Genomic DNA, 24,598 nt, shown 5'->3' on the forward strand with positions numbered 1-24,598 from the left:
CGCGAAACGTGTGACGATCGGGGCATGTCACCCGCCGGCCCGCAGACACCCCCGTCCACCGGGGCGTCGTACTTCGCCCCGCCGGACCCGGCCGAGCCGCGGGTCCGCAAGCTGTACCGCAGCTCCGAGGGCCGCATGATCGGCGGCGTGGCCCGCGGTCTGGCCGGGCACCTCGGGCTGCCGGTGGCGTGGGTGCGCGTGGTCTTCGTCATGCTGGCCACCATCCAGGGGCTGGGCATCCTGCTGTACGCGGTCTTCTGGTTCGTCGTGCCGCTCGGCGTCGGCGGGGTCGTGGAGGCCAAGGAGCCGCGCGACGCCCGCTCGTGGCTCGCCGGGCGCCGGCCCGACCGGGGCCAGATCGTCGCGCTGCTCGCGCTCGCGGCGGGCCTGGGCATCCTGCTGGACAACCTCGACCTCGGCGCCGCCAACGCCTATGTCTGGCCGCTGCTGCTGATCGGCCTCGGCGTCGCGCTGGTGTGGCGGCAGGCGGACAACGCCCGCCGTGCCCGCTGGGCCGAACTCAGCCGCGGCAAGCGGCTGCTGCCCGTCGCGCGCGGCGCGGCCGGGGTGATCCTGGTCGGCGTCGGGGTGACCGGCTTCCTCGTCGTGCAGGGCTCGGTCAGCCACCTCGGCACCATCCTGCAGGCCGCGCTCGCCGTGCTCGTCGGTGTCGCGCTCATCGCCGGCCCCTACCTCGTACGCATGACGCAGGACCTGTCGGCGGAGCGCCTCGCGCGCATCCGGGCCCAGGAGCGGGCCGAGGTGGCCGCGCACGTCCACGACTCGGTGCTGCACACCCTGACCCTGATCCAGCGGCACGCCGACGACCCGCGCGAGGTGGCCCGGCTGGCCCGCGCGCAGGAACGCGAGCTGCGCGCCTGGCTCTACCGTCCCGAGGGCAACGGCCGGGAGGACGAGCCGACCACCGTGGCCGACGCGGTACGCCGCGCCGCGGCGGAGGTGGAGGACGCGCACGGCGTCCAGGTCGAGGTGGTGTGCGTCGGCGACTGCCCGCTGGACGAGCGGCTCGTCGCGCAGATGCAGGCGGCCCGCGAGGCCATGGTCAACGCCGCCAAGTACGGTGGCGACGAGCCGGTGCAGGTGTACGCGGAGGTCGAGGGGGACAGGGTCTTCGTGTCCGTGCGCGACCGCGGCCCCGGCTTCGACCTGGACGACGTACCGTCGGACAGGATGGGCGTACGGGAGTCCATCATCGGCAGGATGAGGCGCAACGGCGGCGAGGCGCGGCTGCGCCCCGCGCCGGGCGGGGGGACGGAAGTGGAGCTGGAGATGGAGCGGCAGCAGGACTCGGGAGCAGGGAGGCCGTCATGAGCGACGATCGGCGCGTGAGGGTCGTCCTCGTCGACGACCACCGGATGTTCCGCACCGGGGTCCAGGCCGAGATCGGCGAGACCGAGCGGACCGGCGTGGACGTGGTCGGCGAGGCCGCCGACGTCGACCAGGCGGTCGCGGTCATCACCGCGACCCGGCCCGACGTGGTGCTGCTCGACGTCCACCTGCCGGGCGGCGGCGGGGTCGAGGTGCTCAAGCGCTGCGCGGGACTGAGCGCGGACCCCGAACACCCCGTGCGCTTCCTGGCGCTGTCGGTCTCCGACGCCGCCGAGGACGTCATCGGCGTGATCCGCGGCGGTGCCCGCGGCTATGTCACCAAGACCATCACCGGGCCCGACCTGGTCAACTCGGTCTTCCGGGTGGCCGACGGCGACGCGGTCTTCTCGCCCCGGCTGGCCGGCTTCGTCCTGGACGCCTTCGCCTCCACCGACGCCCCGCCGGTCGACGAGGACCTGGACCGGCTCACCCAGCGCGAGCGCGAGGTGCTGCGGCTGATCGCCCGCGGCTACGCCTACAAGGAAGTGGCCAAGCAGCTCTACATCTCCGTCAAGACGGTCGAGTCGCACGTCTCGGCGGTGCTGCGCAAGCTCCAGCTCTCCAACCGGCACGAGCTCACCCGCTGGGCCACCGCGCGCCGGCTGGTCTGAGCGGCGGGGACCACGCGGGGATCGGGCGGGGATCGGACGAGGGCTCACGCGGGCCGGGTGGCTCCCGCGAAGGGCATCTGGTCGACGGGGGCGATCTTCACCACGTCGCCGGTGCGCGGGGCGTGGATCATCATGCCGTTGCCGATGTACAGCCCGACGTGGCTGATCCCCGAGTAGAAGAAGACCAGGTCGCCGGGCTCCAGTTCGGAGCGGGAGATCCGGTTGCCGGCGTTGATCTGGGTGTACGTCGTGCGCGGCAGCTCCACCCCGGCGGACCGCCAGGCGGCCTGCGTGAAGCCCGAGCAGTCGTACGACGACGGGCCGGTGGCGCCCCAGACATAGGGCAGGCCGAGGGAGTCGTACGCGAAGGAGACGGCGCGCGCGGCGCGGGCGTTGGGGGCCACCGCGGGCGCCAGCGCCGACCGTGAGCCCGCGGCGACCGCGCGGCCGGCCCGGTACCCGGAGCGGGTCGCGCCCTGGCCGCCGTCCGCCAGGACGGCGGCGCGCTGGCCCGCCGTGAGCCCGTCCAGCAGGCGCTGCGCGGCGGCCAGGCGCTCCTGCACCGTGCGCTTGTGGCGGGCCAGTTCGGCGCGGGACCGGCGCAGCTCGCCGAGCTCGGTCCCGGCCTCCGTGCGCAACTGCTCGATCTCGCGCCGCTGGGAGCCGAGAGCGTGCAGCGCGGCGTTCTGACGGCTGCTCATGCGGTCCAGCAGCCCGGCCCGTTCGAGGTACTGGTCGGGCGAGGAGGCCAGGGCGAGCTGCATCGCGGGATCCACACCGCCGCTGCGGTACTGGGCGGTGGCGATCGACCCGAGTCCGTCGCGGGTGCGGTTGAGGCGCTCGGTCCTGCGGGCGAGTTCGTCCTGCAGGTCGTCGATCCGGTGCTGGACCGTGCCGGCCTTCTCCTTCGCCCCGTTGTACCGCTCGGTGGCCTCCTCGGCCTCCTGGTAGAGCCGGTCGACGCGGGCCTTGGCCTCGGAGGTGGTCAGCCGGGGTTCGGCGTGCCCGGTCTCACCGAACATCGTCACCGAGGCCGCTCCCGCGATGGCGAGGGTGGCGGCCGTGCGCGCGGTGGAGCCGGTGAGGGTGCGCTCCTTGGGCTTTCTGTGCGACGCCACGCGCCGTCACTCCTTCCGAGCTGCCGGACTTGCTGCCCGCGGTCCGGCGGCGGACGGACGGGGAGCCGCGCCGCCGCCGGACCTTCGGCGGGGGTGGCCGATGCCGACGACGAGTCCCGCCGGCAGTGGGGATCGGCCACCTGGGGCAGGACGCTAAACCTGTGCGTCGCCGGAGGGCGGTGGAGTGTGCGGGACTGGTCCGATTCGGCCGCTACCTGATCCCCGATGACCGCTGTTCGACGGGTGACCTGGTCACTCGCGGTCCGGCCGTGACCGATGTACCGGAAGAGGCCCACCTCGGTGCCGAGTGCTGATACGGGCGTGGCTAGGGTCCTGAGCCGTGGACGTACTCATCAACCTCGTCGTCGGCCTGCACATCATCGGCATCGCCGCCCTGCTCGGCGGCTTCCTCACCCAGATGAAGGCGGTGGGCCGCGGCGAGGCGCGCTTCGTGCCGGGCATGCTGCACGGGGCGCTCACCATGCTGGTCACCGGGGCGCTGCTGGTCGGCCTCGACCAGGCCGACGACCAGCCGGTGAACACACTCAAGATCGGCGTGAAGCTGGCCTTCCTGGTGGTCGTCCTCGGCCTGGTCTACGTCAAGCGCGACGACGAGAAGGTGTCGGCGGCGGCCTTCGGCACCGTGGGTGCGCTGACCACCGCCAACATCTTCATCGCGGTGCTCTGGACCTGAGTCCCTCAGCGGGGAGGCGGGGGACTCAGGCCATCCGGGCGTAGCCGTAGATCGGCATCTCGGTGATCGGGGCGATCTTCACCACGGTGCCCGTGTGGGGCGCGTGGATCATCTGCCCGCCGCCGATGTAGAGGCCGACGTGGGTCACGTCCGAGTAGAAGAAGACAAGGTCGCCGGGTTGCAGCTGGTCCGCGGTGACGCGGGTGCCGAAGTCGACCTGGTCGTAGGTGGTGCGGGGGATGGAGACGCCCGCGGCGGCCCAGGCGCCCTGGGTCAGGCCGGAGCAGTCGAAGGAGTTGGGGCCGGTGGCCCCGTACACGTAGGGCTTGCCGATCTGGGCGCGGGCGAAGTCGATCGCCTTCTCGGCCTTGGCGGCGTAGCTGCCCGACGCCGTCGAGGTCGTGGTCGAACCGCCCCCCGCGACCGAGGTGCCCCCGGCCGCCTTCCGCGCCGCCTCCTCCTTGGCGGCGATGGCACGGGCCTTGTCGGCGGCCTCCTGCTCGCGCTTCTTCTCCAGGGCGGCCAGCCGCGCCTTCTCCTGGGCGGTCAGCGTGTTGAGCAGTCGCTGCGCGGCGGCCAGCTTCTCCTTGACCGCCCTCTTCTCCGTGGCCAGCCGCGTCTGCGCCTCGGTGAGCTTCTGCAGGCTCTGGACGGCCTCCGTGCGCTTCTGCGTGGTCGCCTCCTGCTGCGTGCGGAAGGCCTCCATCGCGTGCTCCTGGCGCTCGGACAGGCGGTCCATCAGGTGCGCCTGGTCCAGGAACTGCTGCGGGTCCGAGGTGAGCAGGAAGGTCGTCGTGCCGTCCAGGCCGCCGCCGCGGTACTGGGCGGAGGCGTACTCGCCGATCGTGCGGCGGGCGTCGTTGAGGGTCTGCGTCTTGCGGGCCACCTGGTCGAGCAGCCGGTCGGCCTGCGTCCGCTGCCTGTCGGTCTGCTCCTTGGCGCCGTTGTAGCGCTCCGTGGCCGCCTCGGCCTGGTGGTACAGGGCGTCCACCTTGGCCTTGACCTCGGTGATGGAGGGCTTGTCGGGGGAGGCGGGTGCCGCGCTGGCGCTCTCACCGAGGAGGGTGACGGTCGCCAGAGCGGCGGTCGTGAGCCCCACGGCCGTGCGCGGGCCGGGGACGGTGAGCATGCGGGGGCGCGGCTTGCGGTGCGTCGCCAAGTCGGACGGCTCCTTCCGTGGACCGCCTACCGGGTTAGCTGTCGGGTTCGGGCTTCGGAAGGCCGCCCTACGGTCGTCCGGGCACACGCGCGGTGCGCCCGTACGGACCGATTCACCCCAAAGTGGTGGGTCCCCGGCTCCGGCGGTCGCCGGACTCAGCGGAGGCGGCCGTGACGGCTCGGTCGCCGCCGTTCGGTGCGGACCGCCTGAGGGGGCACGCTAGTCAACTGGGGTGGCTCCTGGGAAGGCTGGTGTTCGAATTGTCCGCAATCATTTCGTGACCTTTACGCATCCGGGCCGTTGCCCGCCCCTCCGGTGGTAATGCGGCGGCCCCTCCGGCAGGCGCCACCACCCCTCCCGCGTCCGCGGGCTCCCGGAAGCGGCGCACCGGTGTCGGTCCCACCGCCTAGACTCGGGAGGCGATGAGCAGCCTCTTTGACGACAGCTTCCTGGCCGGCTTCGAACCGAGGGAGGAGCACCCGCCGCCGCCCCCCGAGGAGGAGGCCGAGGCGGTTCCGCACGACCTCTTCGAGGGGCGCTTCGACGCGCCCGCGGACCGGGACGCGTACTACCGGGACGGCGCGCCGCGCCCCGCCGTCGACCCCGCCGCACTGCTGGAGGGACTCAACGAGCAGCAGCGCGCAGCCGTCGAGCACACCGGCTCCCCGCTGCTCATCGTCGCGGGCGCAGGCTCCGGCAAGACCCGGGTGCTCACCCACCGCATCGCCCACCTGCTGGGCGCCCGCAAGGTGCACCCCGGCCAGATCCTGGCGATCACCTTCACCAACAAGGCCGCCGGCGAGATGAAGGAGCGCGTCGAGCAACTCGTCGGTCCGCGCGCCAATGTGATGTGGGTCTCCACCTTCCACAGCGCCTGCGTCCGCATCCTGCGCCGGGAGTCCAAGAAGCTCGGCTTCACCTCCAGCTTCTCCATCTACGACGCGGCCGACTCCAAGCGCCTGATGGCGCTGGTCTGCCGCGACCTGGACCTGGACCCCAAGCAGTTCCCGCCGAAGTCCTTCAGTGCCAAGGTCTCCAACCTCAAGAACGAGCTCATCGACGAGGAGACCTTCGCCGACCAGGCGGAGAACCCCTTCGAGAAGAAGCTCGCCGAGGCCTACGCGATGTACCAGTCGCGGCTGCGCGAGGCCAACGCGCTCGACTTCGACGACATCATCATGACCACGGTCAACCTGCTCCAGGTCTTCCCGGACGTCGCCGAGCACTACCGGCGCCGCTTCCGCCACGTCCTGGTCGACGAGTACCAGGACACCAACCACGCCCAGTACACCCTGGTGCGCGAACTGGTCGGGACCGGGGAGGCGGAGGAGGGCGGCGAGGGGCCGGCCGAGCTGTGCGTGGTCGGGGACGCCGACCAGAGCATCTACGCCTTCCGCGGCGCCACCATCCGCAACATCCTCCAGTTCGAGGAGGACTACCCCCAGGCGCGCACGATCCTGCTGGAGCAGAACTACCGCTCCACCCAGAACATCCTGACCGCCGCCAACGCGGTCATCGAGCGCAACGCATCCCGCCGCCCCAAGAACCTGTGGACGGAGGCCGGCCAGGGCCCGGTCATCACCGGCTACGTCGCCGACCAGGAGCACGACGAGGCGCAGTTCATCGCCGACGAGATCGACCGGCTCACCGACGCGGGCGACGCGCGGCCCGGCGAGGTCGCGGTCTTCTACCGCACCAACGCGCAGTCCCGTGTCTTCGAAGAGGTCTTCATCCGCGTCGGCCTGCCCTACAAGGTCGTCGGCGGAGTCCGCTTCTACGAGCGCAAGGAGGTCCGGGACGTCCTGGCCTATCTGCGCGTGCTCGCCAACCCCGAGGACACCGTCCCGCTGCGCCGCATCCTCAACGTCCCCAAGCGCGGCATCGGCGAGCGCGCCGAGGCGATGATCGACGCCCTGGCCTCGCGCGAGCGGATCTCCTTCCCCGCGGCGCTGCGCCGGGTCGACGAGGCCTTCGGCATGGCCGCCCGCTCGGTCAACGCCGTCAAGCGCTTCAACGAGCTGCTGGAGGAGCTGCGCACGGTCGTCGACTCCGGCGCCGGCCCCGCCACCGTCCTGGAGGCGGTGCTGGAGCGCACGGGCTACCTGGCCGAGCTCCAGGCATCCACCGACCCGCAGGACGAGACCCGCGTCGAGAACCTCCAGGAACTCGCGGCGGTGGCCCTGGAGTTCGAGCAGGAGCGCACCGAGGAGGAACCCGGCACGCTCGCCGAGTTCCTGGAGCGCGTCGCTCTCGTCGCGGACTCCGACCAGATCCCGGACGACGAGGAGGGGGGCGGCGTCATAACGCTGATGACCCTCCACACCGCCAAGGGCCTGGAGTTCCCGGTGGTCTTCCTGACCGGCATGGAGGACGGGGTCTTCCCGCACATGCGCGCGCTCGGCCAGACCAAGGAGCTGGAGGAGGAGCGCCGGCTCGCCTACGTCGGCATCACGCGGGCGCGGCAGCGGCTGTACGTGACGCGGGCGAGCATGCGCAGCGCGTGGGGCCAGCCGTCGTACAACCCGCCCTCGCGCTTCCTGGAGGAGATCCCGGAATCGCTCATCGAGTGGCGGCGCACGGGGTCCTCCCCGGCACCATCCGCCTCGGTGTCAGCGGCGGCCTCGATGCTGTCGCGGTCCTCGTCCAAGGGCGGCCCGTCCGGCTTCGCCACCCGGCGCACCCAGGACCGGCCGGTCATCGCGCTGACGGTGGGGGACCGGGTCAACCACGACACGTTCGGGCTGGGCACGGTCGTCTCGGTCGACGGCAGCGGTGAGAAGGCCAAGGCCACCATCGACTTCGGCGACGAGCGGCCGAAGGTGCTGCTGCTGCGCTACGCCCCGGTGGAGAAGCTCTAGCGGGCCGGGATGCCGGTGCGGCTTCCGGCGAGGGAGCCGCACGGCGTCCGAGGTCTTGCGGGAGGGGGCTCAGCGCGGGTCGAGGCCGTGCTTGAGCAGCCACGGCAGCGGGTCGATCGCCGAGCCGCCCGCGGGGCGCACCTCGAAGTGCAGGTGCGGTCCGGTGGAGTTGCCGGAATTGCCGGAATAGGCGATGACCTCACCGGCCTTGACGCTGCCCCAGCGGATCTTGGTGCTGCTCAGATGGCAGTACCAGGTCTCCGTGCCGTCCGGCGCGGTCACTATCGCCATGTTGCCGTAGGCGCTGTTCCACTGCGTGCGGACGGTGCCGTCGGTCGCGGCCATCACGGGGGTGCCGTAACTGACCGGGAAGTCGATGCCCGTGTGGACCGACATCCAGTTGACGCCCGCCTGGCCGAAGTACGCGCTCAGACCGTGCTCGGTCACCGGGAGCAGGAACTTGGGGCGCAGCGCCTCCTTGCGGGCCGCCTCCTGCGCCTTCTTCTTCCGCTCCGCGGCCTGGCGCTCCTTGATGTCCAGCCGCTCCTGGGTGCGGCTGGCACGGGAGGCGAAGTCGTCGACGTCCCGGTTCACCCCGGCCAGCTGCTGGTCGAGCTTGGTGGTGGGGGTCTTGGCACCGACGATGCCGTCCGCCTGCGTCGTGCTGGTGTCGCCCTCTTCTGTGGTGACGGTCACGGCGGCGGCGCAGGCCGCGACGCCCATGACGGCGACGGAGGGAACGGCGACGGTCAGCAGCGCCGAGCGGCGGGCCGGGCGGCGCCGGCGGCTGCCGGCGCGGGGGCGCGGGAGGACGGGTGCGCCGTCCGGGTCCGCGTCGTACCCGGCGTCGTCGGCGTCGTGCGCGGAGTCGTACTCCTCCGGCTCGGCGCCGTGCGGGCCATCGCCGTGGAGGTCATCGCCGTGGAGGTCGTGGCCCGCGGCGTCGTGCCCGTCGAACGCGTAGGCGTCCTCGCCGTCGGCCCAGTCCTCGATGCCGGTCCCGTGGGGACCGGCCTCCGGCTCGCGGGCGTGGGGCACGTACGCCTGGGCCTCGTGCGGGAGGGTTTCGTGGGTGAGCGGCTCGTGCGGGAGCGCCGGCTCCGGCTCCTGGTACTCGTACACCGGGGCGTGCTCGTATGCCGGGTAGTCGTACGTCTCGGCCGCGGGCTGTGCGTACCAGGTGCCCGTGGCCGCCGCGGCGGGGTCGCCGTAACCGGCGGTGGGGTCCGGGGGCTGCCAGTAGCCGGTCGCGGTGGTGTCCCACGAGCCGGTGGCCTGGGTGCCGGTGTCGTACGCGGGGTAACCCTGGCACGTGCCGAACAGCGGGTCGTCATCCGTCTGGACAGCGCCTGCGGACGGGTACGAGGCGCTGGAATAGCCCTCGTGCCCGTAGGCGTTGTACTCGGGGGCATACCCCGACGGGTGACGGTCGTTCACCGCTTCTCTTTCGCCTCGGCAGCAGGAGAATTAGCGGCGACTGTATCCCCCTGCGGCCGACGGCGACAATCTTCGGCGGGATTCCGGCAAGGACGATGCCTTGTGTTCGATGGCGTTTCGATGCTTATGGGGCACAGGTCCGTCAGGCGGCGTCGACGGCGCCGGACGCCCGTTCCTCCCCGAGCAGTGCCTGCCGGATGCCGGCCGCGATGGCCGCGTGCACCGGCATCGTCAGATGCCCGACGCCCGCGACGTGCACATTGCGGGCGATGAGGTCAGGGTGGTCCAGGCGGGCCGCCTCGACCGGACTCATCATCTCGTCCCAGTCGCTCCAGAACGCCACGAAACGGGTACGGCAGCCGGGCGCGGGTTCGGCCAGTTCCTCTATCAGGTCGGAGTTGGGCCGCATCTGCCGGACGATGGGATGCGGGTTCAGCAGGGGCGCGGCACGAGTGCCGGAGTGCGGGGTGCCGAGGGTGATCACGGTGCGCACCCGGCTGTCCCCACCCAGTCGCTGCGTGTAGTAACGCGCGATGAGCCCGCCGAGGCTGTGGCCCACGATGTCCACCCGGCTGTGCCCCGTCTGTTCGCAGATCTGCTCCACGTGACGGCCGAGCAACGCCGCGGCCGTGCGGATGTCGCAGGTCAGGGGGGAGTAGTTGACCGCCTGTACATGCGGCCAGCCGTGCCGCCGCAGGGACCGGCGCAGCATCGCGAACACCGAACGGTTGTCCACGAAGCCGTGCAGCAGCAGTACCGGAGGGTGACTGCGGCCCGCGGTGGGGATGCGGGTCGGTTCCTCCGTCTCGCCGACCGGGGGCTCCGGCCCGCGCTCCTGGAAGATGCCGGTCGGGTACAGGAAAACGTGACCGGTCAGGATGGCGATCTCGATCGCCGCGGCTCGTACGTAGGCCGCCTGACGCACCAGGCGGTCTCCGACACCGAAAGACAGGACGCCCATGGCCTACCTCCCGTGCGGCACACGGAGACGGCTCTGTCCCCCGTGCGCCGAGAACGCGAAAGCCCGCGTCGCCTGCTCAACCGATGACGACCACGGGCCGAACGCGTTTCTAACGTGAACGTGTCCCAATAGGTAATTTCCCCCTCCGGGGCCTTCGCGAAACTGTCCGGTCGGGGGATGCTGGCGATAACGTTCGTTCACAGAAGTGCCCGCTGAGCGCAGTAATCGTGTTGGAGGCAGTGATGGGAGTGTCCGGTCCGATCCGGGTCGTGGTGGCCAAGCCGGGGCTCGACGGCCACGACCGCGGGGCCAAGGTCATCGCCCGCGCGCTGCGCGACGCCGGTATGGAGGTCATCTACACCGGCCTGCACCAGACGCCCGAACAGATCGTCGACACCGCGATCCAGGAGGACGCCGACGCGATCGGGCTGTCCATCCTGTCCGGCGCTCACATGACGCTCTTCGCCAAGGTGCTGGAGCTGCTCAAGGAGCGCGACGCGAGCGACATCAAGGTCTTCGGCGGCGGCATCATCCCCGAGGACGACATGGCCCCGCTGCGGGAACTGGGCGTCGCCGCGATCTTCACCCCCGGTGCGACGACGACCGAGGTCGTGGACTGGGTCAACGCGAACATCCGGCAGCCCGCCGGCGCCTGATCGCGGCCCGTGGCCCGGCCCGGCCCGGACCGGGCCACGGGAGTCGCCCGAGAGGTGGGATCCAGCGGCTCAGGCCAGTTCCTCACTCATCGCGGCGCGCAGCCGCAGGGTGCCCACCAGGCGCTGGAAGGCCTCGGCCCAGTAGGCGCCCGCGCCCGGTGAGGTGTCGGCCGATTCGGCGGGCACCGCGGTGAGCGGGGTCGCGCGGTCCGCCTCCGCGGGGTCCAGGCAGCGCTCGGCGAGGCCCATGACCCCGCTGAAGCTCCACGGGTAGCTGCCGGCGTCGCGGGCGATGTCCAGTGCGTCCACCACCGCCCGTCCCAGGGGCTCCGTCCAGGGAACGGCGCACACCGCGAGCATCTGGAACGCCTCCGACAGGCCGTGCGAGGCGATGAAGCGCGCCACCCATTCGGACCTCTCGCCGGCCGGGAGCACCGCCAGCAGCTTCGCCGGGTCGCCCACCGGGGCGACCGCCGTCGCCGCGGTCGGTATCGGCCCGAGCAGCGCCCGGGCCCAGGCGGTGTCGCGCTGGCGGACCGCCGCCCGGCACCAGGCCGCGTGCAGGTCGCCCTGCCATTCGTCGGCGACCGGCAGCGCGATGATCTCCTGCGGCGTGCGGCCGCCGAACCGTTCCGGCCATGTCCCGAGCGGTGCCGCGTCCACGACCTGGCCGAACCACCACGACCGCTCGCCCCGGCCGGCCGGGGGTATCGCCACCACGCCGTCGCGCTCCATCGCCGCGTCGCACTCGTACGGAGCCTCCACCACGATCCGGCTCTCCCCGGCGTCCCAGGCGACGCAGGTCCGGGCCCTGGCCGCCATCCGGCCGGCCAGCGCGGAGCCGGGCAGGGCGGAGAGCAGTTCGGCGGCGGTGGCCCGCACATTGCGGCTGCGGTCGGCGAGCGCCTGTTCCAGGAAGGGCTCGTCCGCGGCCGACAGCCCCTCGCGCAGGGAGTCCAGGAACATCAGGCGGTCCTCGGCGCGCTCACCGCTCCACCCGGAACGCAGCAGTTCCAGCGCGCCCCGGGGGTCGCGGGACCGCAGGCGCGTCAGCAGTGCCACGCGCTCGGCGAACAGGCCCTCCTCCCACAGCTGCCGCACCTCGGGGCCGTCCGCCGCGTCCCCGGCGGGCGGTGCGGCACCGGAGGCGCCCGCCCGCAGCGCGAAACGCCAGTCCGTGTTCAGCTCCGCCAGCCAGAGTCCGCGCGGGCCCGCCAGGGCGAGCGCGTCCGGTCTCAGGTCGGTGCGGGCGCGGGCGGCGTCCAGCAGGGCCGGCAGCAGCTCCGGCGGGGCCGCGTAACCGCGCGCGGTGGCCTCGCCGAGCCACTGCGGCAGCAGCTCGGCGAGGTTGGGCGCCGCGCCCCGGCGACCGCCGCTCCCGCCGGACCGGTCCGCCAGCAGCAGTCCGAGCCGCCGTCGTGCGGCGGCCGGCAGGGCGGGGCGTGGATCGTGCGGGGCGGTGGCCGGCCGCTTCCCCGCGGCGGCCGGCCGCAGCCCCGCACGACGTCTCAGGACGGCGAGCGCGGCGGCGTCGAGCAGTTCGGCGGGCGTCCCGCCCTTGCGTTCGGTGCCCATCAGGGCGGTCCCGACCAGATCGGCCCAGGTCGCCGTCTCCATACGTCCCCCTTCGGTGTCGTTCGCGTCCGTTTGTGGTGCGGCCGGCGGCGGCCGCGGTGCGCTACGGCGCCAGTGCGACCGCCGCCGTGCCGCCCTCGCCCCAGACCGTGTACGGCCGGAATCCGCGGTGTCCCAGCTCGCCGAAGACCGTCACGGGCCGGCCGCCCGAGACCGCCGCCAGGCGCCACAGCCCCCCGGCGCCGCTGCCGCCCCCCGCGGCCACCGGCACCGCGTCGGCCCCCTCCCCGTCGGCGAGCTGCCAGCCCGTGTCGCCCGGTACGGGCACCACCCCGGCGAGGACGGTGGGCCAGGCGTCCAGCCACGGGTCGTCCGCCAGGGCCTGCCCGTACACCGCCAGTGCCGCGCCGACCGGCAGCCCGGGCGGCACGGAGCCGGGGCCCGGCGCGGCATGCCGGGTGCCGAGCACGGCCCGCAGCGGCCGCGCACCCGGGTGGTACGCCAGCTCGGCGTCGACCCCGAGCCCGACCGGCAGGGCGAGCTCGGGGGCGCGGCCGGCCGCGCCGAAGGAGAGCAGCAGCGCGGGGCGCCCGGTGTCGCGGCCGTGCAGCCATATGCGGCGGGTGGTCAGCCGGTCGTCGGCAGCGTCGTGCTGGGCCAGCACCAGCCAGTGGTCCCGCACGGTGGGGCCGGACAGCAGCTCCGCCGAGTCCACCGTGAAACCCACCCGGCTGCGCACCGTCGCGGCCAGTGCCCCGGGAAGCCGCTCGTGCCCCAGACAGCCCCGGTTCAGCAGATGCAGCAGCGCGGTCTCCTCCAGCAGCCGGGACGGCCAGTCGCCCCCCGAGGCGGCGACCGCGCCGAGCTCGCGTACCCGCGACGCGAGCCCCGGGGCCTGGGCGTCGACCATGCGGGCGGCGGTCTCCTCCCAGCGCCCGTAGCCCTCGCGGTCGGCGCCGGTCAGCCCTCCGAGCAGCAGGTCCGTCAGCCGCTGTTCCAGTTCGGCCGCCCCGGCCGCGACCCGGCGCTCCCGTTGCTCGGCGCGCTTGCGCGCCGCCGCGGGGTCACCACCGCCCGCCGGGGCGCTCTTGCGGTCCTCACGCGCGCGGCGCGCTTCGAGCCATGCGGTGACCCAGTCGGGCCGGCCGCCCCCGTGTGCGGCCGGCCCGACCTCGCCCCCGGACCACAGGAGCAGCAGTCCGATGGCGTGTTTGCAGGGGAACTTGCGGCTCGGGCAGCTGCACTTGGCGCCGGGCCCGGCCGTGTCCACGACCGTCTGGTACGGCTTGCTGCCGCTGCCCGCGCACAACCCCCACACCGCCGTGCCCGACGTGCCCGTGCCCGACCAGCGCGCGGCCGCCGCCAGACCCGTCCCGGCCTTCCGCGACGACGCGTCGGGCGCGAGGGCCAGGACCTGGTCGGCGGTCCACCGCTCGGGTCGCTGTTCGTCCATCCCGTCCATGCCCAAGACGGTAGGTCCGGGCACTGACAATCGGTTCTGACCTGGCGTTACATGCGGGGCGAGGGTGATTGTCAGTGGGGTCGTGCATCGTGGGAACCGCGGACGACGCAGGGGGTCTGACGGATCGTCCGCCTCATCCGACCTGCCCGGAACAGGGGGAGAACCATGTCCGCGGACACCGCACTCCGGCCGCATGCCGAAGACGCGTTCGCCGAGGAGCTCAAGGCTCTCGCGGCGGCCGACGACCGGCCGCGCCCGGCCCGCTGGAATCTGTCGCCGTGGGCGGTCGCCATGTACCTGCTGGGCGGCGAACTTCCCGACGGCACCGTCGTGACACCCAAGTACGTGGGACCGCGCCGCATCGTGGAGGTCGCGGTCAGCACCCTCGCCACGGACCGGGCCCTGCTGCTGCTCGGGGTGCCCGGCACGGCCAAGACCTGGGTCTCGGAGCATCTGGCGGCCGCCGTCAGCGGCGACTCCACCCTCCTCGTGCAGGGCACGGCCGGCACTCCGGAGGAGGCGATCCGCTACGGGTGGAACTACGCGCAGCTGCTCACCCACGTCCCGACCCGGGAGGCGCTCGTGCCCGGCCCGGTCATGCGGGCGATGGCCGAGGGCCGGATCGCCCGCGTCGAGGAACTGACCCGTATCCCCGCGGACGTGCAGGACACGCTCATCACGATCCTGTCCGAGAAGACGCTGCCGATACCGGAGCTGGGCGCCGAGACCCAGGCGGTGCGCGGCTTCAACCTCATCGCCACCGCCAACGACCGCGACCGCGGGGTCAACGACCTGTCCAGCGCGCTGCGCAGGCGTTTCAACACCGTCGTGCTGCCGCTGCCGGCGACCGCGGAGGAGGAGGTCGACATCGTCAGCCGCCGGGTCGGCCAGCTGGGCCGGTCGCTGGACCTGCCGTCCGTGCCCGCCGGAGCGGACGAGATCCGGAGGGTCGTCACCGTCTTCCGCGAGCTGCGCGGCGGGGTCACCGCCGACGGCAGGACGAAGGTGAAGTCCCCGTCGGGCACGCTCTCCACGGCCGAGGCGATCTCGGTGGTCACCAGCGGGCTCGCGCTCGCGGCCCACTTCGGCGACGGGGTGCTGCGCGCCGGCGACGTGGCGGCGGGCATCCTCGGCGCGGTGGTGCGCGACCCGGCGGCCGACCGCGTGGTGTGGCGGGAGTACCTGGAGACGGTGGTCCGCGAGCGGGAGGGCTGGAAGGACTTCTACCGCGCCTGCCGCGAGGTGACGCCGTGACGGACGGTGTGGCGCTGCTGGGGGTGCGGCACCACGGGCCGGGGTCGGCCCGCGGGGTCCGCGCGGCGCTGGAGCGTTACGCGCCGCAGATCGTGCTCGTCGAGGGACCGCCGGAGGCGGACGCGGTCGTGGGGCTGGCGGCCGAACCGGGCCTGCGGCCGCCGGTCGCGTTGCTCGCGCACGTCGTCGACGAGCCGTCCCGGGCCGGGTTCTGGCCGTTCGCCGACTTCTCGCCGGAATGGGAGGCGATCCGCTGGGCGACAGCGCGGGGGGTGCCGGTCCGCTTCATCGATCTGCCGGCCGCCCATTCGCTGCTGATGCGGGACGACCGCGACGACGGGGCGGACGGGGCGGGCGGCGAGGGAGCGGCGGCGGAAGAAGGGGACGACCGGCCTGGGGACCGGGTGCGGATCGATCCGCTCGCGGTGCTCGCGGAGGCGGCCGGTCACGACGACCCCGAGCGGTGGTGGGAGGACGCCGTGGAGCACCGGGGCGGCCAGGAGCGGGCGGACGCGGCGGACGACGCGCTCGTGGCGTTCGGGGCGGTCGCCGAGGCCATGGGGGCGCTGCGCGCGGAGTACGGGGACGGGGGACATCCGCAGGACGCCGTGCGCGAGGCGCACATGCGGCTGCGGATACGCGACGCCCGCCGCGAGCACGAGCGGGTGGCGGTGGTCTGCGGCGCCTGGCACGTGCCCGCGCTCGCGGCCACGACCGGTGTGACCGCCGACCGGGCCCTGCTGAAGGGGCTGCCGAAGGCCAAGGTCGAGATCACCTGGGTGCCCTGGACCCACCGCAGGTTGTCCCGGGCCGCCGGGTACGGGGCCGGGATCGCCTCGCCCGGCTGGTACCGGCACCTGTTCACGGCACCGGACCGGCCCGTCGCGCGCTGGATGACCAAGGTCGCCGGGCTGCTCCGGGAGGAGGACCTGCCGGTCTCCTCCGCACACGTCATCGAGGCGGTGCGGCTCGCCGACACGCTCGCCGCGATGCGCGGCCGCCCGCTGGCGGGCCTCGGCGAGACCACCGACGCGATACGGGCCGTGATGTGCGACGGGTCCGATGTGCCGATGGAGCTCATCCGGGACCGCCTGGTGGTCGGGGACGTGCTGGGCGAGGTCCCCGACGGCGCTCCCGCGGTGCCGCTCGCCCGCGACCTGGCGCGCGAGCAGCGCAGGCTGCGACTGAAGCCGGAGGCGCTGGAGAGGGAGGTGGAGCTCGACCTGCGCAAGGAGACCGACGCCGGCCGCAGCCGCCTGCTGCACCGGTTGCGGCTGCTCGGCATCGGCTGGGGCGAGCCCGCCCGGTCGCGCGCCGGCACCGGCACCTTCCGCGAGACCTGGCGGCTGCGCTGGGAGCCCGAGTCGGCGGTGCGGGTCGCCGAGGCCGGGGTGTGGGGGACCACCGTGTCCTCGGCGGCCACCGCCAGGGCGGAGGACGAGGCGGTGCGGGCGGGCACGCTCGCCGAGGTCACCGGGCTCGCCGAGCGCTGTCTGCTCGCGGAGCTGCCCGACGCGCTGCCGACCGTGATGCGGGTGCTCGCCGACCGTGCCGCGCTCGACGCCGACGTCGGCCACCTCGCACAGGCGCTGCCCGCGCTGGTGCGGTCCGTCCGCTACGGCGACGTCCGGGGCACGGACGCGGCCGCGCTGCGCGAGGTCGCCGAAGGGCTGGCGCAGCGGATATGCGTCGGGCTCCCGCCGGCCTGCGCCGGGCTGGACGCCGAGGGCGCGGCCGAGATGCGCGGCCATGTCCACGGCGTGCAGGAGGCCGTGGTGCTGCTCGCCGACGAGGGGCTGCGCGCACGGTGGGCGGGGGTCCTGCGGTCCCTGGCGGTGCGCGACCGGGGTATGCCCGGGCTGCTGCGCGGCACCGCCGCCCGCCTGCTGCTGGACGACGGCCGGCTGGCGGCCGAGGAGGTGGCCCGGCTGATGGGGCTGGCCCTGTCGGCCGGGACACCGCCGCAGGAGGCGGCCGCCTGGACGGAGGGCTTCCTCGCCGGGGGCGGGATGCTGCTCGTCCACGACGCGCGGCTGCTCGCCCTGGTCGACGACTGGCTGTCGGCGGTCCCGGCCGCCGCCTTAGACGACGTCCTCCCGTTGCTGCGGCGTACGTTCGGCGAGTTCGACGCGGGCGTGCGGCGCACGGTGGGGGAGTTGGTGCGGCGCGGTCCGGCGGCGGGGTCGCCCGAGGCGGCGGACCAGGGCGTGCCGGGCTTCGCCGCCGGGCTGGACGAGGCCCGGGCGGACGCGGTGCTGCCGACCGTCCGGCTGCTGCTGGGACACGACCGACCGACAGGGGGAACGGCGACATGAACGGCGACGTCAGGACGGACGCCGGCATCGACGGCGAGGAGCGGCTGCGCCGCTGGCGGCTGGTGCTGGGCGCGGGCCCCGCCGACGGCACGGGCCACACACTCACCGGCCGCGACGCCGCCATGGACCGGACACTGGAGGCGCTGTACGGGTCCGGCCCGCGCGCCGACGGCGGGACGTCCGGGCGGGGCGGGCCCAGGTCCGCCGGGCTGGGCGGTTCCGCGCCGCAGGTCGCACGGTGGCTGGGCGACATCCGCAGCTACTTCCCGAGCAGCGTCGTGCAGGTGATGCAGCGTGACGCCATCGACCGGCTCGGTCTGTCGGCGCTGCTGCTGGAACCGGAGATGCTGGAGGCCGTCGAGGCCGATGTGCATCTGGTCGGCACGCTGCTGTCGCTCAACAAGGCGATGCCGGAGACGACGAAGGAGACCGCCCGGGCGGTGGTCCGCAAGGTCGTGGAGGACCTGGAGAAGCGCCTGGCCACCCGCACCCGCGCCACCCTGACCGGGGCGCTGGACCGCTCGGCGCGGATCGACCGCCCGCGCCACCGCGACATCGACTGGGACCGCACCATCCGCGCCAACCTGCGGCACTACCTGCCGGAGCACGGCACGATCGTCCCCGAGCGGCTGATCGGCCACGGCCGTGCCGCGCGGGCGGTGAAGAAGGACGTCGTCCTGTGCATCGACCAGTCCGGTTCCATGGCGGCCTCGGTCGTCTACGCCTCCGTCTTCGGCGCGGTCCTCGCCTCGATGCGCAGCATCGACACCAAGCTGGTCGTCTTCGACACCGCCGTGGTCGATCTCACCGAGCAGCTGGACGACCCGGTCGACGTCCTCTTCGGCACCCAGCTCGGCGGCGGCACCGACATCAACCGGGCGCTGGCCTACTGCCAGTCGCTCATCACCCGGCCGGCCGAGACCGTCGTGGTGCTCATCAGCGACCTCTACGAGGGCGGCATACGGGACGAGATGCTCAAGCGCGTCGCGGCCATGAAGGCCTCCGGCGTCCAGTTCGTGGCCCTGCTCGCGCTGTCCGACGAGGGTGCCCCCTCCTACGACCGTGAGCACGCCGCCGCCCTGGCGGCCCTCGGCGCCCCCGCGTTCGCCTGCACGCCCGACCTGTTCCCGGCGATCATGGCGGCCGCGATAGAGAAGCGGCCGTTGCCCGTGCCGCAGGGGTGAGGCCGCGAACGCGCCGCCCGTGTCACCTGGATGGAGCAATCCTCCAGTCGTCACTGGCGCGGTCTGTGACTGTTCTCACCGCTCGTCGACGACCTGGGATTTAGTCGAGCCGCCCGCGCGGCGCTAACCTGCGAGACGGACATGCCGCGTGCTCGGCCGACGTGTGCGCCCCCCGTACGACCGTACGCATGGATCGTTACGAAGACGTCAGCGACGACCGCCCCGGCACGCTCACGCCAACAACGAACCCGCGATTACCAAGGACGGACGCGCGTGGACCTGTTCGAGTACCAGGCGAGGGACCTCTTCGCCAAGCACGGTGTACCGGTGCTGGCCGGTGAAGTCATCGACACGCCTGAGGCGGCGCGCGAGGTCGCGGAGCGGCTCGGTGGCAAGGCTGTCGTCAAGGCACAGGTGAAGACCGGTGGCCGAGGCAAGGCCGGCGGCGTGAAGGTGGCGTCGGACCCCGAGGACGCGGTGGCCAAGGCCGGGCAGATCCTCGGCATGGACATCAAGGGCCACACGGTCCACAAGGTCATGCTGGCCGAGCTGGCCCCGGAGATCGCCTCCGAGTACTACGTCTCCTTCCTGCTCGACCGTGCCAACCGGACCTTCCTGGCGATGGCCTCGGTCGAGGGCGGCATGGAGATCGAGGAGGTCGCGGCGACCAAGCCCGAGGCCCTCGCGAAGATCGCCGTGGACGCCAACGAGGGCGTCACCCCGGAGAAGGCCCGCGAGATCGTCGAGGCGGCCGCGTTCCCGGCCGACGTCGCCGACCAGGTGGTCGAGATCCTGCAGACCCTGTGGAAGACCTTCATCGCCGAGGACGCGCTCCTCGTCGAGGTCAACCCGCTCGCCAAGGTCGCCGACGGCCGCGTCATCGCGCTCGACGGCAAGGTCTCCCTGGACGAGAACGCCGACTTCCGCCAGCCGGAGCACGAGGCGCTGGTGGACCACGCCTCCGCCAACCCGCTGGAGGCCGCGGCCAAGGCCAAGGGCCTGAACTACGTCAAGCTCGACGGCGAGGTCGGCATCATCGGCAACGGCGCGGGTCTCGTCATGAGCACCCTGGACGTCGTCGCCTACGCCGGCGAGGGCCACGGCAACGTCAAGCCCGCCAACTTCCTCGACATCGGCGGTGGCGCCTCCGCCGAGGTCATGGCGAACGGTCTTGAGATCATCCTCGGCGACCCGGACGTCAAGTCCGTCTTCGTCAACGTCTTCGGCGGCATCACCGCCTGCGACGCGGTCGCCAACGGCATCGTCCAGGCCCTGGAGCTGCTCAAGTCCAAGGGCGAGGAGGTCACCAAGCCGCTCGTCGTCCGTCTGGACGGCAACAACGCGGACCTGGGCCGGCAGATCCTGACCGACGCCGCCCACCCGCTGGTCGAGCAGGTCGACACCATGGACGGCGCCGCGGAGCGCGCCGCCGAGCTGGCTGCGAAGTAAGGGACAAGGTCACCACATCATGGCTATCTTCCTGACCAAGGAAAGCAAGGTCATCGTCCAGGGGATGACCGGTTCCGAGGGCACCAAGCACACCCGGCGGATGCTCGCCTCGGGCACCAACATCGTCGGTGGCGTGAACCCGCGCAAGGCCGGCACCACCGTGGACTTCGACGGCACCGAGGTGCCCGTCTTCGGCTCCGTCGCCGAGGCCATGGAGAAGACCGGTGCCGACGTCACCGTCATCTTCGTCCCGCCGAAGTTCGCCAAGGACGCGGTCGTCGAGGCCATCGACGCCGAGATCCCGCTCGCGGTCGTGATCACCGAGGGCATCGCCGTCCACGACACCGCCTCCTTCTGGGCGTACGCGGGCAGCAAGGGCAACAAGACCCGGATCATCGGCCCGAACTGCCCCGGCCTGATCACCCCCGGTCAGTCCAACGCGGGCATCATCCCGGCCGACATCAGCACCGCCGGCCGCATCGGCCTGGTGTCGAAGTCCGGCACGCTGACCTACCAGATGATGTACGAGCTCAGCGACATCGGCTTCTCCTCGGCCGTGGGCATCGGCGGTGACCCGATCATCGGCACCACCCACATCGACGCGCTGAAGGCGTTCCAGGACGACCCCGACACCGACCTGATCGTCATGATCGGCGAGATCGGCGGCGACGCCGAGGAGCGTGCCGCGGCCTTCATCGCCGAGCACGTCACCAAGCCGGTCGTCGGCTACGTCGCGGGCTTCACCGCGCCCGAGGGCAAGACCATGGGCCACGCCGGCGCCATCGTCTCCGGCTCCTCCGGGACCGCCCAGGCGAAGAAGGAGGCCCTCGAGGCCGCCGGCGTCAAGGTGGGCAAGACCCCGTCGGAGACGGCCCGCCTCGCGCGCGCCATCCTCCAGGGCTGATTCCCCGGTACGGCAGCGGGCCCGCTCCCCTCGGGGGGCGGGCCCGCTGCCGTTTCCGGAACGGCCGTCGTCCCGGGGCCGGTGTCAGGGGGAGAAGCGGATGTCGATCAGCGGCGTCGACACCGAGAAGTGATCGCTGAGCGGGCCGAAGACGAGGCCGCCCGCGGTCAGCAGGACGAGGACGATCGTGGCGGCGACCGATCCGAGGGTCTGGTGCCGCAGTCGCTCCTCACTCATCTCGCGCACCTGCTCCGCGGGGAGCTCCGGCACGCGCGGTTCGTTGAGGAGCCCGGCCAGCCCGGCGACCGCCTCCTCGCCGAGCGCGTCACGGGCCCGGATGATGCGCGCCGCCGTCGTGGGTGTGCTGGCCATGCTCTCGGCCGCCGTGCGGCGCAGGCCGAGGCCGAGGCCCTCGTGGAGCAGCACGGCGTGCCGGGCGCCGCGCGGCAGCCGCTGGAGGTCGCCGCGGGCGCGGCGCGGTGTGCGGTGCCAGGGCAGGAGCTGCTGCCAGGGGGCGAGCGCGAGCTCGAACGCCTGGGAGCGGAGCCAGCCGACGGGATCGGGGTCGGTCGCGACCTCGGGCCACCGCAGCCAGGCCCGGTCGAAGGCGCGGTGGACGGCGTACCGGGCCAGTTCCTCGTTGCCGGTGAGCACCTCGGCCTGCCGGATCAGGGCGGGGGCGGCGTGCGCGTAGAGGGTGTCGAAGGCGGCCTCGGCGGCCTCGGCAAGGCGCAGCTCCGCCTCCTCGGCGGCCGCCTCGGCCTGTTCGGCCGCGGCCCTGGTCTCTTTCGCCGCCGCTTTCGCCGCCGCCTTGACCTGTTTCGCCGTCGGCTCGGACGCCCCGACCGCCGCGTCGTCCCCGGATGCGGGCGCGCCGGAGTCCTCCGGTGTCCCGGAGAGCGGCCCGGTGGGCGGCTGGGAGGCCGGCTCGGAGTGCGCGGCGGACCGGTCCGGCTCCGCGGGTCGCGGGGCTTGCGGTGGCTCGGCCCGGGGCGCGCGCGGCGACCCCGCCGACCCGGCCGCCCCCTCGGGAGGGGCGGCCGGGGGCGGAGCCGGTGGTGCGGTCCGCGGGGTCGTCGCGGGCTGCGGGTGGGGCCGCCGCTTCTTGGCGGTCCGTGCCGTCTTCGTCAGGTGGGCTCGGGTCATGCGATCGACCACTCGGATCGTGTGAAGATGCGCATAACGCCATATTCCGCGACACGACGGACATTCGCATGCTGCGACGGTAAAAGGGGTCTTCTTGGCAGCATGGGGTGCCGTGACCGCCGCACGCGCTGTGAGCCTTGCCTTCCGCCGTGTCCGGGCTGCGCACGAGGCCCTGCGCACCGCGGAATCCGTGCCCGCCTTCACTGGCGGCGTGCTCGCCGCCGGGCTGGGACTCGGCGGCTTCGCCGTGCTGGTGCTGTTCCTCTGGATCATCTCCCCGTTCCCCGACAGCGGGCTGTACGGGGCCCTGCACATCGCCGCCGACTGCTGGCTGCTGGCGCACGGGACGGACCTGGTGCGGGTGGAGACGCTCTCCGGTGTTCCCGCGCCGGTCGGGGTCACACCGCTGCTCCTGGCGGCCTTCCCGATCTGGCTGCTGTACCGGGCCGGAGCGGACGCCGCCGCCCCCGCGTCGACCGACCGGGCGGCGGCGTCGGCCGTGGCCTGGCTGATCGGCGGGTACGTCGCGGTGGCAGCGGGCGCGGCGATCCTCACCTCGTACGGGCCGGTGCGGAGCGACGCGCTCAGCGCCGGGCTCCATGTGCCCGTGGTCGCCGCCCTTGCCGCGGCCGCGGGGGCGTGGGCCGAACGGGGGCGGCCGCACATCCCCCTTCCGGCGGCGTTCCACCGGGTGACCGACCGCGTGCCGGCGGGGGAGACCGGGCCGGTGGCCCGGTCGGCGGCGGCCGGGGTGGCGGTGCTGCTCGCGGGCGGCGCGGTGCTCACGGCGGTCGCGCTGGTCCTGCATCCCGGGGCCACGGGGGCGTCGTTCAGCCGGCTCAGCGAGGCACTGTCCGGGCGGCTGGCAGTGCTGGCCCTGTCGGTCGCGCTGATCCCGAACGCGGCGGTGTGGGGGGCGGCCTACGCCCTCGGGCCGGGGTTCTCGCTGGGCACGGAGGCGGTCGTCCGGCCCGCCGGGGCGGTCGGCGATCCCGTGCTGCCCGACTTCCCGCTGCTGGTCGCGCTGCCGCAGGCCGGGCCGGGCACGGTGGCGACCTGGCTCGCGCTGCTGGTGCCGGCCGTGGCGGGGGTGACGGTGGGGTGGTTCGCGGTCGACCGCGAGGCCGCCGCGGGCCCGGGCCGCACGGCCGCACGCGCGGCACTGGGCGGCACGGCCTGCGGCGTGGTCCTCGCTCTGCTCACGGAGCTCGCCGCGGGGCCCCTCGGCTCCGGCGCGCTCGCCGACTTCGGGCCCTCGCGCTGGCTCACCGCGGCCGCGGCCGTCGGCTGGACCGTCGTCATCGGTGCCCCCACCGCGCTCGTGGTGCGCTGGGTCCGCGGCTTCCGTGCGTCCCGTGCCGACCTCGACGAGGCGTACGACGCGTACGACGGGTACGACGAGGCGGACGACGCCGACGACGCCGAAGAGGCGGATGAGGTGGATGAGGTGGACGGGACGGAGTCCGGGACCGGCAGCGAGGACGGCCGGACGGATACCGCGGCCCCGGACCCCGCCTGACCGCGGCGGCATCCGCGGGGACGCGAACGCCGGGTCCGCGGCGCCGGGAGCGGCGCGGACGGACCCGGCGAGGGCGGGGTGGGGCTCAGGCCTTGCGCAGCCAGACCGGAGGGGCCGGCATGTCGTGGGCGCAGGAGTCGCGGGCCGACTGGGTGAGGGCGTCCCCGACGCAGGCGTAGTAGTCGCGGTAGGCGTACTCGCTGCTGAGCAGGCCGGCCACGAGGCCGACCGCGAGGGCGCCCATGACGATGCCGCCGACGGCGGCGGGCCGCTGGGGCTTGGCGTTGGGGTCGGCCGGCGGGGGCGGCGGCTCGGCGGGGCCGTCGGCCAGCAGCGCGGCGGCCTCGGCGCGGGCCTTGGCGCGTTCCTCCGGTTTCATGCGGAGCGCGTTGACGCCCCAGTAGAGGGCGAGTCCGCCGAGCAGCAGGGCGAGGTACGTCCAGCCGAGCAGCAGGGCGAAGAACAGTCCCCACATGCCGCACAGCAAGGCGTAGCGGGCACGCCGCTGCGCCGGGTCGGTCGGGTCGAACCGCGGCCCGTCCGGGCGCCGGCCGCCGTAGCCGCCGTCCCCGCCGGGGCGGTCGCCGAGACCGCCGCCGCGGCCCGGCTGCCGGTCGCTCCACTGGCTGCCCCAACCGGGCGGCGGGGGTGGCGTGGGCCGCTGGTCGGAGTCCTGCTCGTCCGAGGGCTGCTGCGGCCTGCGCGGCTGCCACGGCTGGTCGGGAGCGTCCTCCGGCGGCGGAGCGAACGGGTTGTCCTGCTCATGGCCGCGGCCACTGCTCATGGTTGCCTGGGTCATCCCCTTGCCGTCGACTCCTCGAGTTGTCGGACGCGTCGTTACGCCGTTCTCCCCCCAGACGCTACCGTCCGGGCGCTCCCCCGTCCCGTGGGGGGCGGTCGGGTGTGC

Annotated in this window: 19 protein-coding genes and 1 riboswitch; of the genes, 11 read left to right on the forward strand and 8 right to left on the reverse strand. The window is 73.6% G+C overall.

What is annotated here, in order from left to right; genetic code table 11:
• Nucleotides 1-24 precede the first annotated feature (24 nt).
• Both PV364_RS05700 and PV364_RS05705 read left to right on the forward strand, forming a co-directional pair.
• Nucleotides 25-1,332, forward strand: coding sequence for a PspC domain-containing protein (locus PV364_RS05700; protein WP_319658560.1), 1,308 nt, complete (start codon nucleotides 25-27; stop codon nucleotides 1,330-1,332).
• Nucleotides 1,329-2,000: a response regulator transcription factor gene (locus PV364_RS05705; protein ID WP_319658561.1), complete on the forward strand. Its 672-nt coding sequence runs from the start codon at nucleotides 1,329-1,331 to the stop codon at nucleotides 1,998-2,000. Before PV364_RS05700 ends, PV364_RS05705 begins: the two co-directional genes overlap by 4 nt.
• A 44-nt stretch (nucleotides 2,001-2,044) precedes the next feature.
• On the opposite strand, the gene PV364_RS05710 is transcribed toward PV364_RS05705, so the two are convergent.
• Nucleotides 2,045-3,118 carry an NlpC/P60 family protein gene (locus PV364_RS05710; protein ID WP_319658562.1) on the reverse strand — a complete coding sequence of 358 codons (1,074 nt, stop codon included), beginning with the start codon at nucleotides 3,116-3,118 and terminating at the stop codon, nucleotides 2,045-2,047.
• Between the two features lie 340 nt (nucleotides 3,119-3,458).
• Here PV364_RS05710 and PV364_RS05715 point away from each other — a divergent pair, with 340 nt between their 5' ends.
• Nucleotides 3,459-3,812, forward strand: coding sequence for a hypothetical protein (locus PV364_RS05715; protein ID WP_319658563.1), 354 nt, complete (start codon nucleotides 3,459-3,461; stop codon nucleotides 3,810-3,812).
• Between the two features lie 25 nt (nucleotides 3,813-3,837).
• Here the strand turns inward: PV364_RS05715 and PV364_RS05720 are convergent, their stop codons facing one another.
• Complete coding sequence (locus tag PV364_RS05720) at nucleotides 3,838-4,971, reverse strand: NlpC/P60 family protein (protein WP_319658564.1); 1,134 nt, start codon at nucleotides 4,969-4,971, stop codon at nucleotides 3,838-3,840.
• A 7-nt stretch (nucleotides 4,972-4,978) separates the two neighbouring features.
• Nucleotides 4,979-5,142: riboswitch (cyclic di-AMP (ydaO/yuaA leader) on the reverse strand.
• A 251-nt stretch (nucleotides 5,143-5,393) separates the two neighbouring features.
• Between PV364_RS05720 and pcrA the strand changes: the two genes are divergently transcribed.
• Complete coding sequence (gene pcrA / locus PV364_RS05725; RefSeq protein ID WP_319658565.1) at nucleotides 5,394-7,829, forward strand: DNA helicase PcrA; 2,436 nt, start codon at nucleotides 5,394-5,396, stop codon at nucleotides 7,827-7,829.
• Between the two features lie 69 nt (nucleotides 7,830-7,898).
• Here the strand turns inward: pcrA and PV364_RS05730 are convergent, their stop codons facing one another.
• Both PV364_RS05730 and PV364_RS05735 read right to left on the reverse strand, forming a co-directional pair.
• Nucleotides 7,899-9,266, reverse strand: coding sequence for a M23 family metallopeptidase (locus tag PV364_RS05730; protein ID WP_319658566.1), 1,368 nt, complete (start codon nucleotides 9,264-9,266; stop codon nucleotides 7,899-7,901).
• A gap of 142 nt (nucleotides 9,267-9,408) precedes the next feature.
• On the reverse strand, nucleotides 9,409-10,227 hold the full coding sequence (locus PV364_RS05735; RefSeq protein WP_319658567.1) for an esterase/lipase family protein: 819 nt from the start codon (nucleotides 10,225-10,227) through the stop codon (nucleotides 9,409-9,411).
• A 242-nt stretch (nucleotides 10,228-10,469) separates the two neighbouring features.
• On the opposite strand from PV364_RS05735, the gene PV364_RS05740 reads away from it, so the two are divergent.
• The gene (locus tag PV364_RS05740) at nucleotides 10,470-10,883 is read left to right on the forward strand and encodes a cobalamin B12-binding domain-containing protein (RefSeq protein WP_319658568.1); all 414 of its coding nucleotides are present in this window, start codon (nucleotides 10,470-10,472) and stop codon (nucleotides 10,881-10,883) included.
• A 69-nt stretch (nucleotides 10,884-10,952) separates the two neighbouring features.
• Here PV364_RS05740 and PV364_RS05745 read toward each other — a convergent pair whose 3' ends face one another.
• Both PV364_RS05745 and PV364_RS05750 read right to left on the reverse strand, forming a co-directional pair.
• On the reverse strand, nucleotides 10,953-12,500 hold the full coding sequence (locus tag PV364_RS05745; RefSeq protein ID WP_319658569.1) for a DUF5691 domain-containing protein: 1,548 nt from the start codon (nucleotides 12,498-12,500) through the stop codon (nucleotides 10,953-10,955).
• Nucleotides 12,501-12,561: 61 nt separating this feature from the next.
• Nucleotides 12,562-13,920 carry an SWIM zinc finger family protein gene (locus PV364_RS05750; protein ID WP_319658570.1) on the reverse strand — a complete coding sequence of 453 codons (1,359 nt, stop codon included), beginning with the start codon at nucleotides 13,918-13,920 and terminating at the stop codon, nucleotides 12,562-12,564.
• A 165-nt stretch (nucleotides 13,921-14,085) separates the two neighbouring features.
• Here PV364_RS05750 and PV364_RS05755 point away from each other — a divergent pair, with 165 nt between their 5' ends.
• From PV364_RS05755 to sucD, 5 genes are all read left to right on the forward strand, one after another.
• Nucleotides 14,086-15,174 carry an AAA family ATPase gene (locus PV364_RS05755; protein WP_319658571.1) on the forward strand — a complete coding sequence of 363 codons (1,089 nt, stop codon included), beginning with the start codon at nucleotides 14,086-14,088 and terminating at the stop codon, nucleotides 15,172-15,174.
• Entirely contained in the window at nucleotides 15,132-17,489 is a 2,358-nt protein-coding gene (locus tag PV364_RS05760) for a DUF5682 family protein (protein WP_401978358.1), read from the forward strand. The genes PV364_RS05755 and PV364_RS05760 overlap by 43 nt, the downstream gene beginning before the upstream one ends.
• A complete protein-coding gene (locus PV364_RS05765) occupies nucleotides 17,486-18,673 on the forward strand; it encodes a VWA domain-containing protein (RefSeq protein ID WP_319658573.1) in 1,188 nt (395 codons plus the stop codon). The genes PV364_RS05760 and PV364_RS05765 overlap by 4 nt, the downstream gene beginning before the upstream one ends.
• A 273-nt stretch (nucleotides 18,674-18,946) precedes the next feature.
• Nucleotides 18,947-20,122, forward strand: coding sequence for an ADP-forming succinate--CoA ligase subunit beta (gene sucC / locus PV364_RS05770; protein ID WP_319658574.1), 1,176 nt, complete (start codon nucleotides 18,947-18,949; stop codon nucleotides 20,120-20,122).
• A gap of 19 nt (nucleotides 20,123-20,141) precedes the next feature.
• Nucleotides 20,142-21,026 carry a succinate--CoA ligase subunit alpha gene (sucD, locus tag PV364_RS05775; protein WP_319658575.1) on the forward strand — a complete coding sequence of 295 codons (885 nt, stop codon included), beginning with the start codon at nucleotides 20,142-20,144 and terminating at the stop codon, nucleotides 21,024-21,026.
• Between the two features lie 84 nt (nucleotides 21,027-21,110).
• On the opposite strand, the gene PV364_RS05780 is transcribed toward sucD, so the two are convergent.
• Nucleotides 21,111-22,172 (reverse strand): hypothetical protein, encoded by a 1,062-nt coding sequence (locus PV364_RS05780; protein ID WP_319658576.1) that lies wholly within the window; start codon nucleotides 22,170-22,172, stop codon nucleotides 21,111-21,113.
• 112 nt (nucleotides 22,173-22,284) lie between these two features.
• On the opposite strand from PV364_RS05780, the gene PV364_RS05785 reads away from it, so the two are divergent.
• Nucleotides 22,285-23,691 (forward strand): DUF6350 family protein, encoded by a 1,407-nt coding sequence (locus PV364_RS05785; RefSeq protein WP_319658577.1) that lies wholly within the window; start codon nucleotides 22,285-22,287, stop codon nucleotides 23,689-23,691.
• A gap of 85 nt (nucleotides 23,692-23,776) precedes the next feature.
• Here the strand turns inward: PV364_RS05785 and PV364_RS05790 are convergent, their stop codons facing one another.
• Nucleotides 23,777-24,490 carry a hypothetical protein gene (locus tag PV364_RS05790; protein WP_319658578.1) on the reverse strand — a complete coding sequence of 238 codons (714 nt, stop codon included), beginning with the start codon at nucleotides 24,488-24,490 and terminating at the stop codon, nucleotides 23,777-23,779.
• Nucleotides 24,491-24,598 lie beyond the last annotated feature (108 nt).

Origin of the sequence: Streptomyces sp. MI02-7b (assembly GCF_033793585.1) — a bacterium.
Taxonomy (GTDB): domain Bacteria; phylum Actinomycetota; class Actinomycetes; order Streptomycetales; family Streptomycetaceae; genus Actinacidiphila.

What these genes read in the sequence shown, in the direction of transcription:
- PV364_RS05745 (WP_319658569.1), bottom strand. Translation starts at nt 12,500, where the DNA reads ATGGAGACGGCGACCTGGGCCGATCTGGTCGGGACCGCCCTGATGGGC.
- pcrA (WP_319658565.1), top strand. Translation starts at nt 5,394, where the DNA reads ATGAGCAGCCTCTTTGACGACAGCTTCCTGGCCGGCTTCGAACCGAGG.
- PV364_RS05765 (WP_319658573.1), top strand. Translation starts at nt 17,486, where the DNA reads ATGAACGGCGACGTCAGGACGGACGCCGGCATCGACGGCGAGGAGCGG.
- PV364_RS05735 (WP_319658567.1), bottom strand. Translation starts at nt 10,227, where the DNA reads ATGGGCGTCCTGTCTTTCGGTGTCGGAGACCGCCTGGTGCGTCAGGCG.
- PV364_RS05780 (WP_319658576.1), bottom strand. Translation starts at nt 22,172, where the DNA reads ATGACCCGAGCCCACCTGACGAAGACGGCACGGACCGCCAAGAAGCGG.
- PV364_RS05790 (WP_319658578.1), bottom strand. Translation starts at nt 24,490, where the DNA reads ATGACCCAGGCAACCATGAGCAGTGGCCGCGGCCATGAGCAGGACAAC.
- PV364_RS05740 (WP_319658568.1), top strand. Translation starts at nt 10,470, where the DNA reads ATGGGAGTGTCCGGTCCGATCCGGGTCGTGGTGGCCAAGCCGGGGCTC.
- sucD (WP_319658575.1), top strand. Translation starts at nt 20,142, where the DNA reads ATGGCTATCTTCCTGACCAAGGAAAGCAAGGTCATCGTCCAGGGGATG.
- PV364_RS05700 (WP_319658560.1), top strand. Translation starts at nt 25, where the DNA reads ATGTCACCCGCCGGCCCGCAGACACCCCCGTCCACCGGGGCGTCGTAC.
- PV364_RS05755 (WP_319658571.1), top strand. Translation starts at nt 14,086, where the DNA reads ATGTCCGCGGACACCGCACTCCGGCCGCATGCCGAAGACGCGTTCGCC.
- PV364_RS05750 (WP_319658570.1), bottom strand. Translation starts at nt 13,920, where the DNA reads ATGGACGGGATGGACGAACAGCGACCCGAGCGGTGGACCGCCGACCAG.
- PV364_RS05705 (WP_319658561.1), top strand. Translation starts at nt 1,329, where the DNA reads ATGAGCGACGATCGGCGCGTGAGGGTCGTCCTCGTCGACGACCACCGG.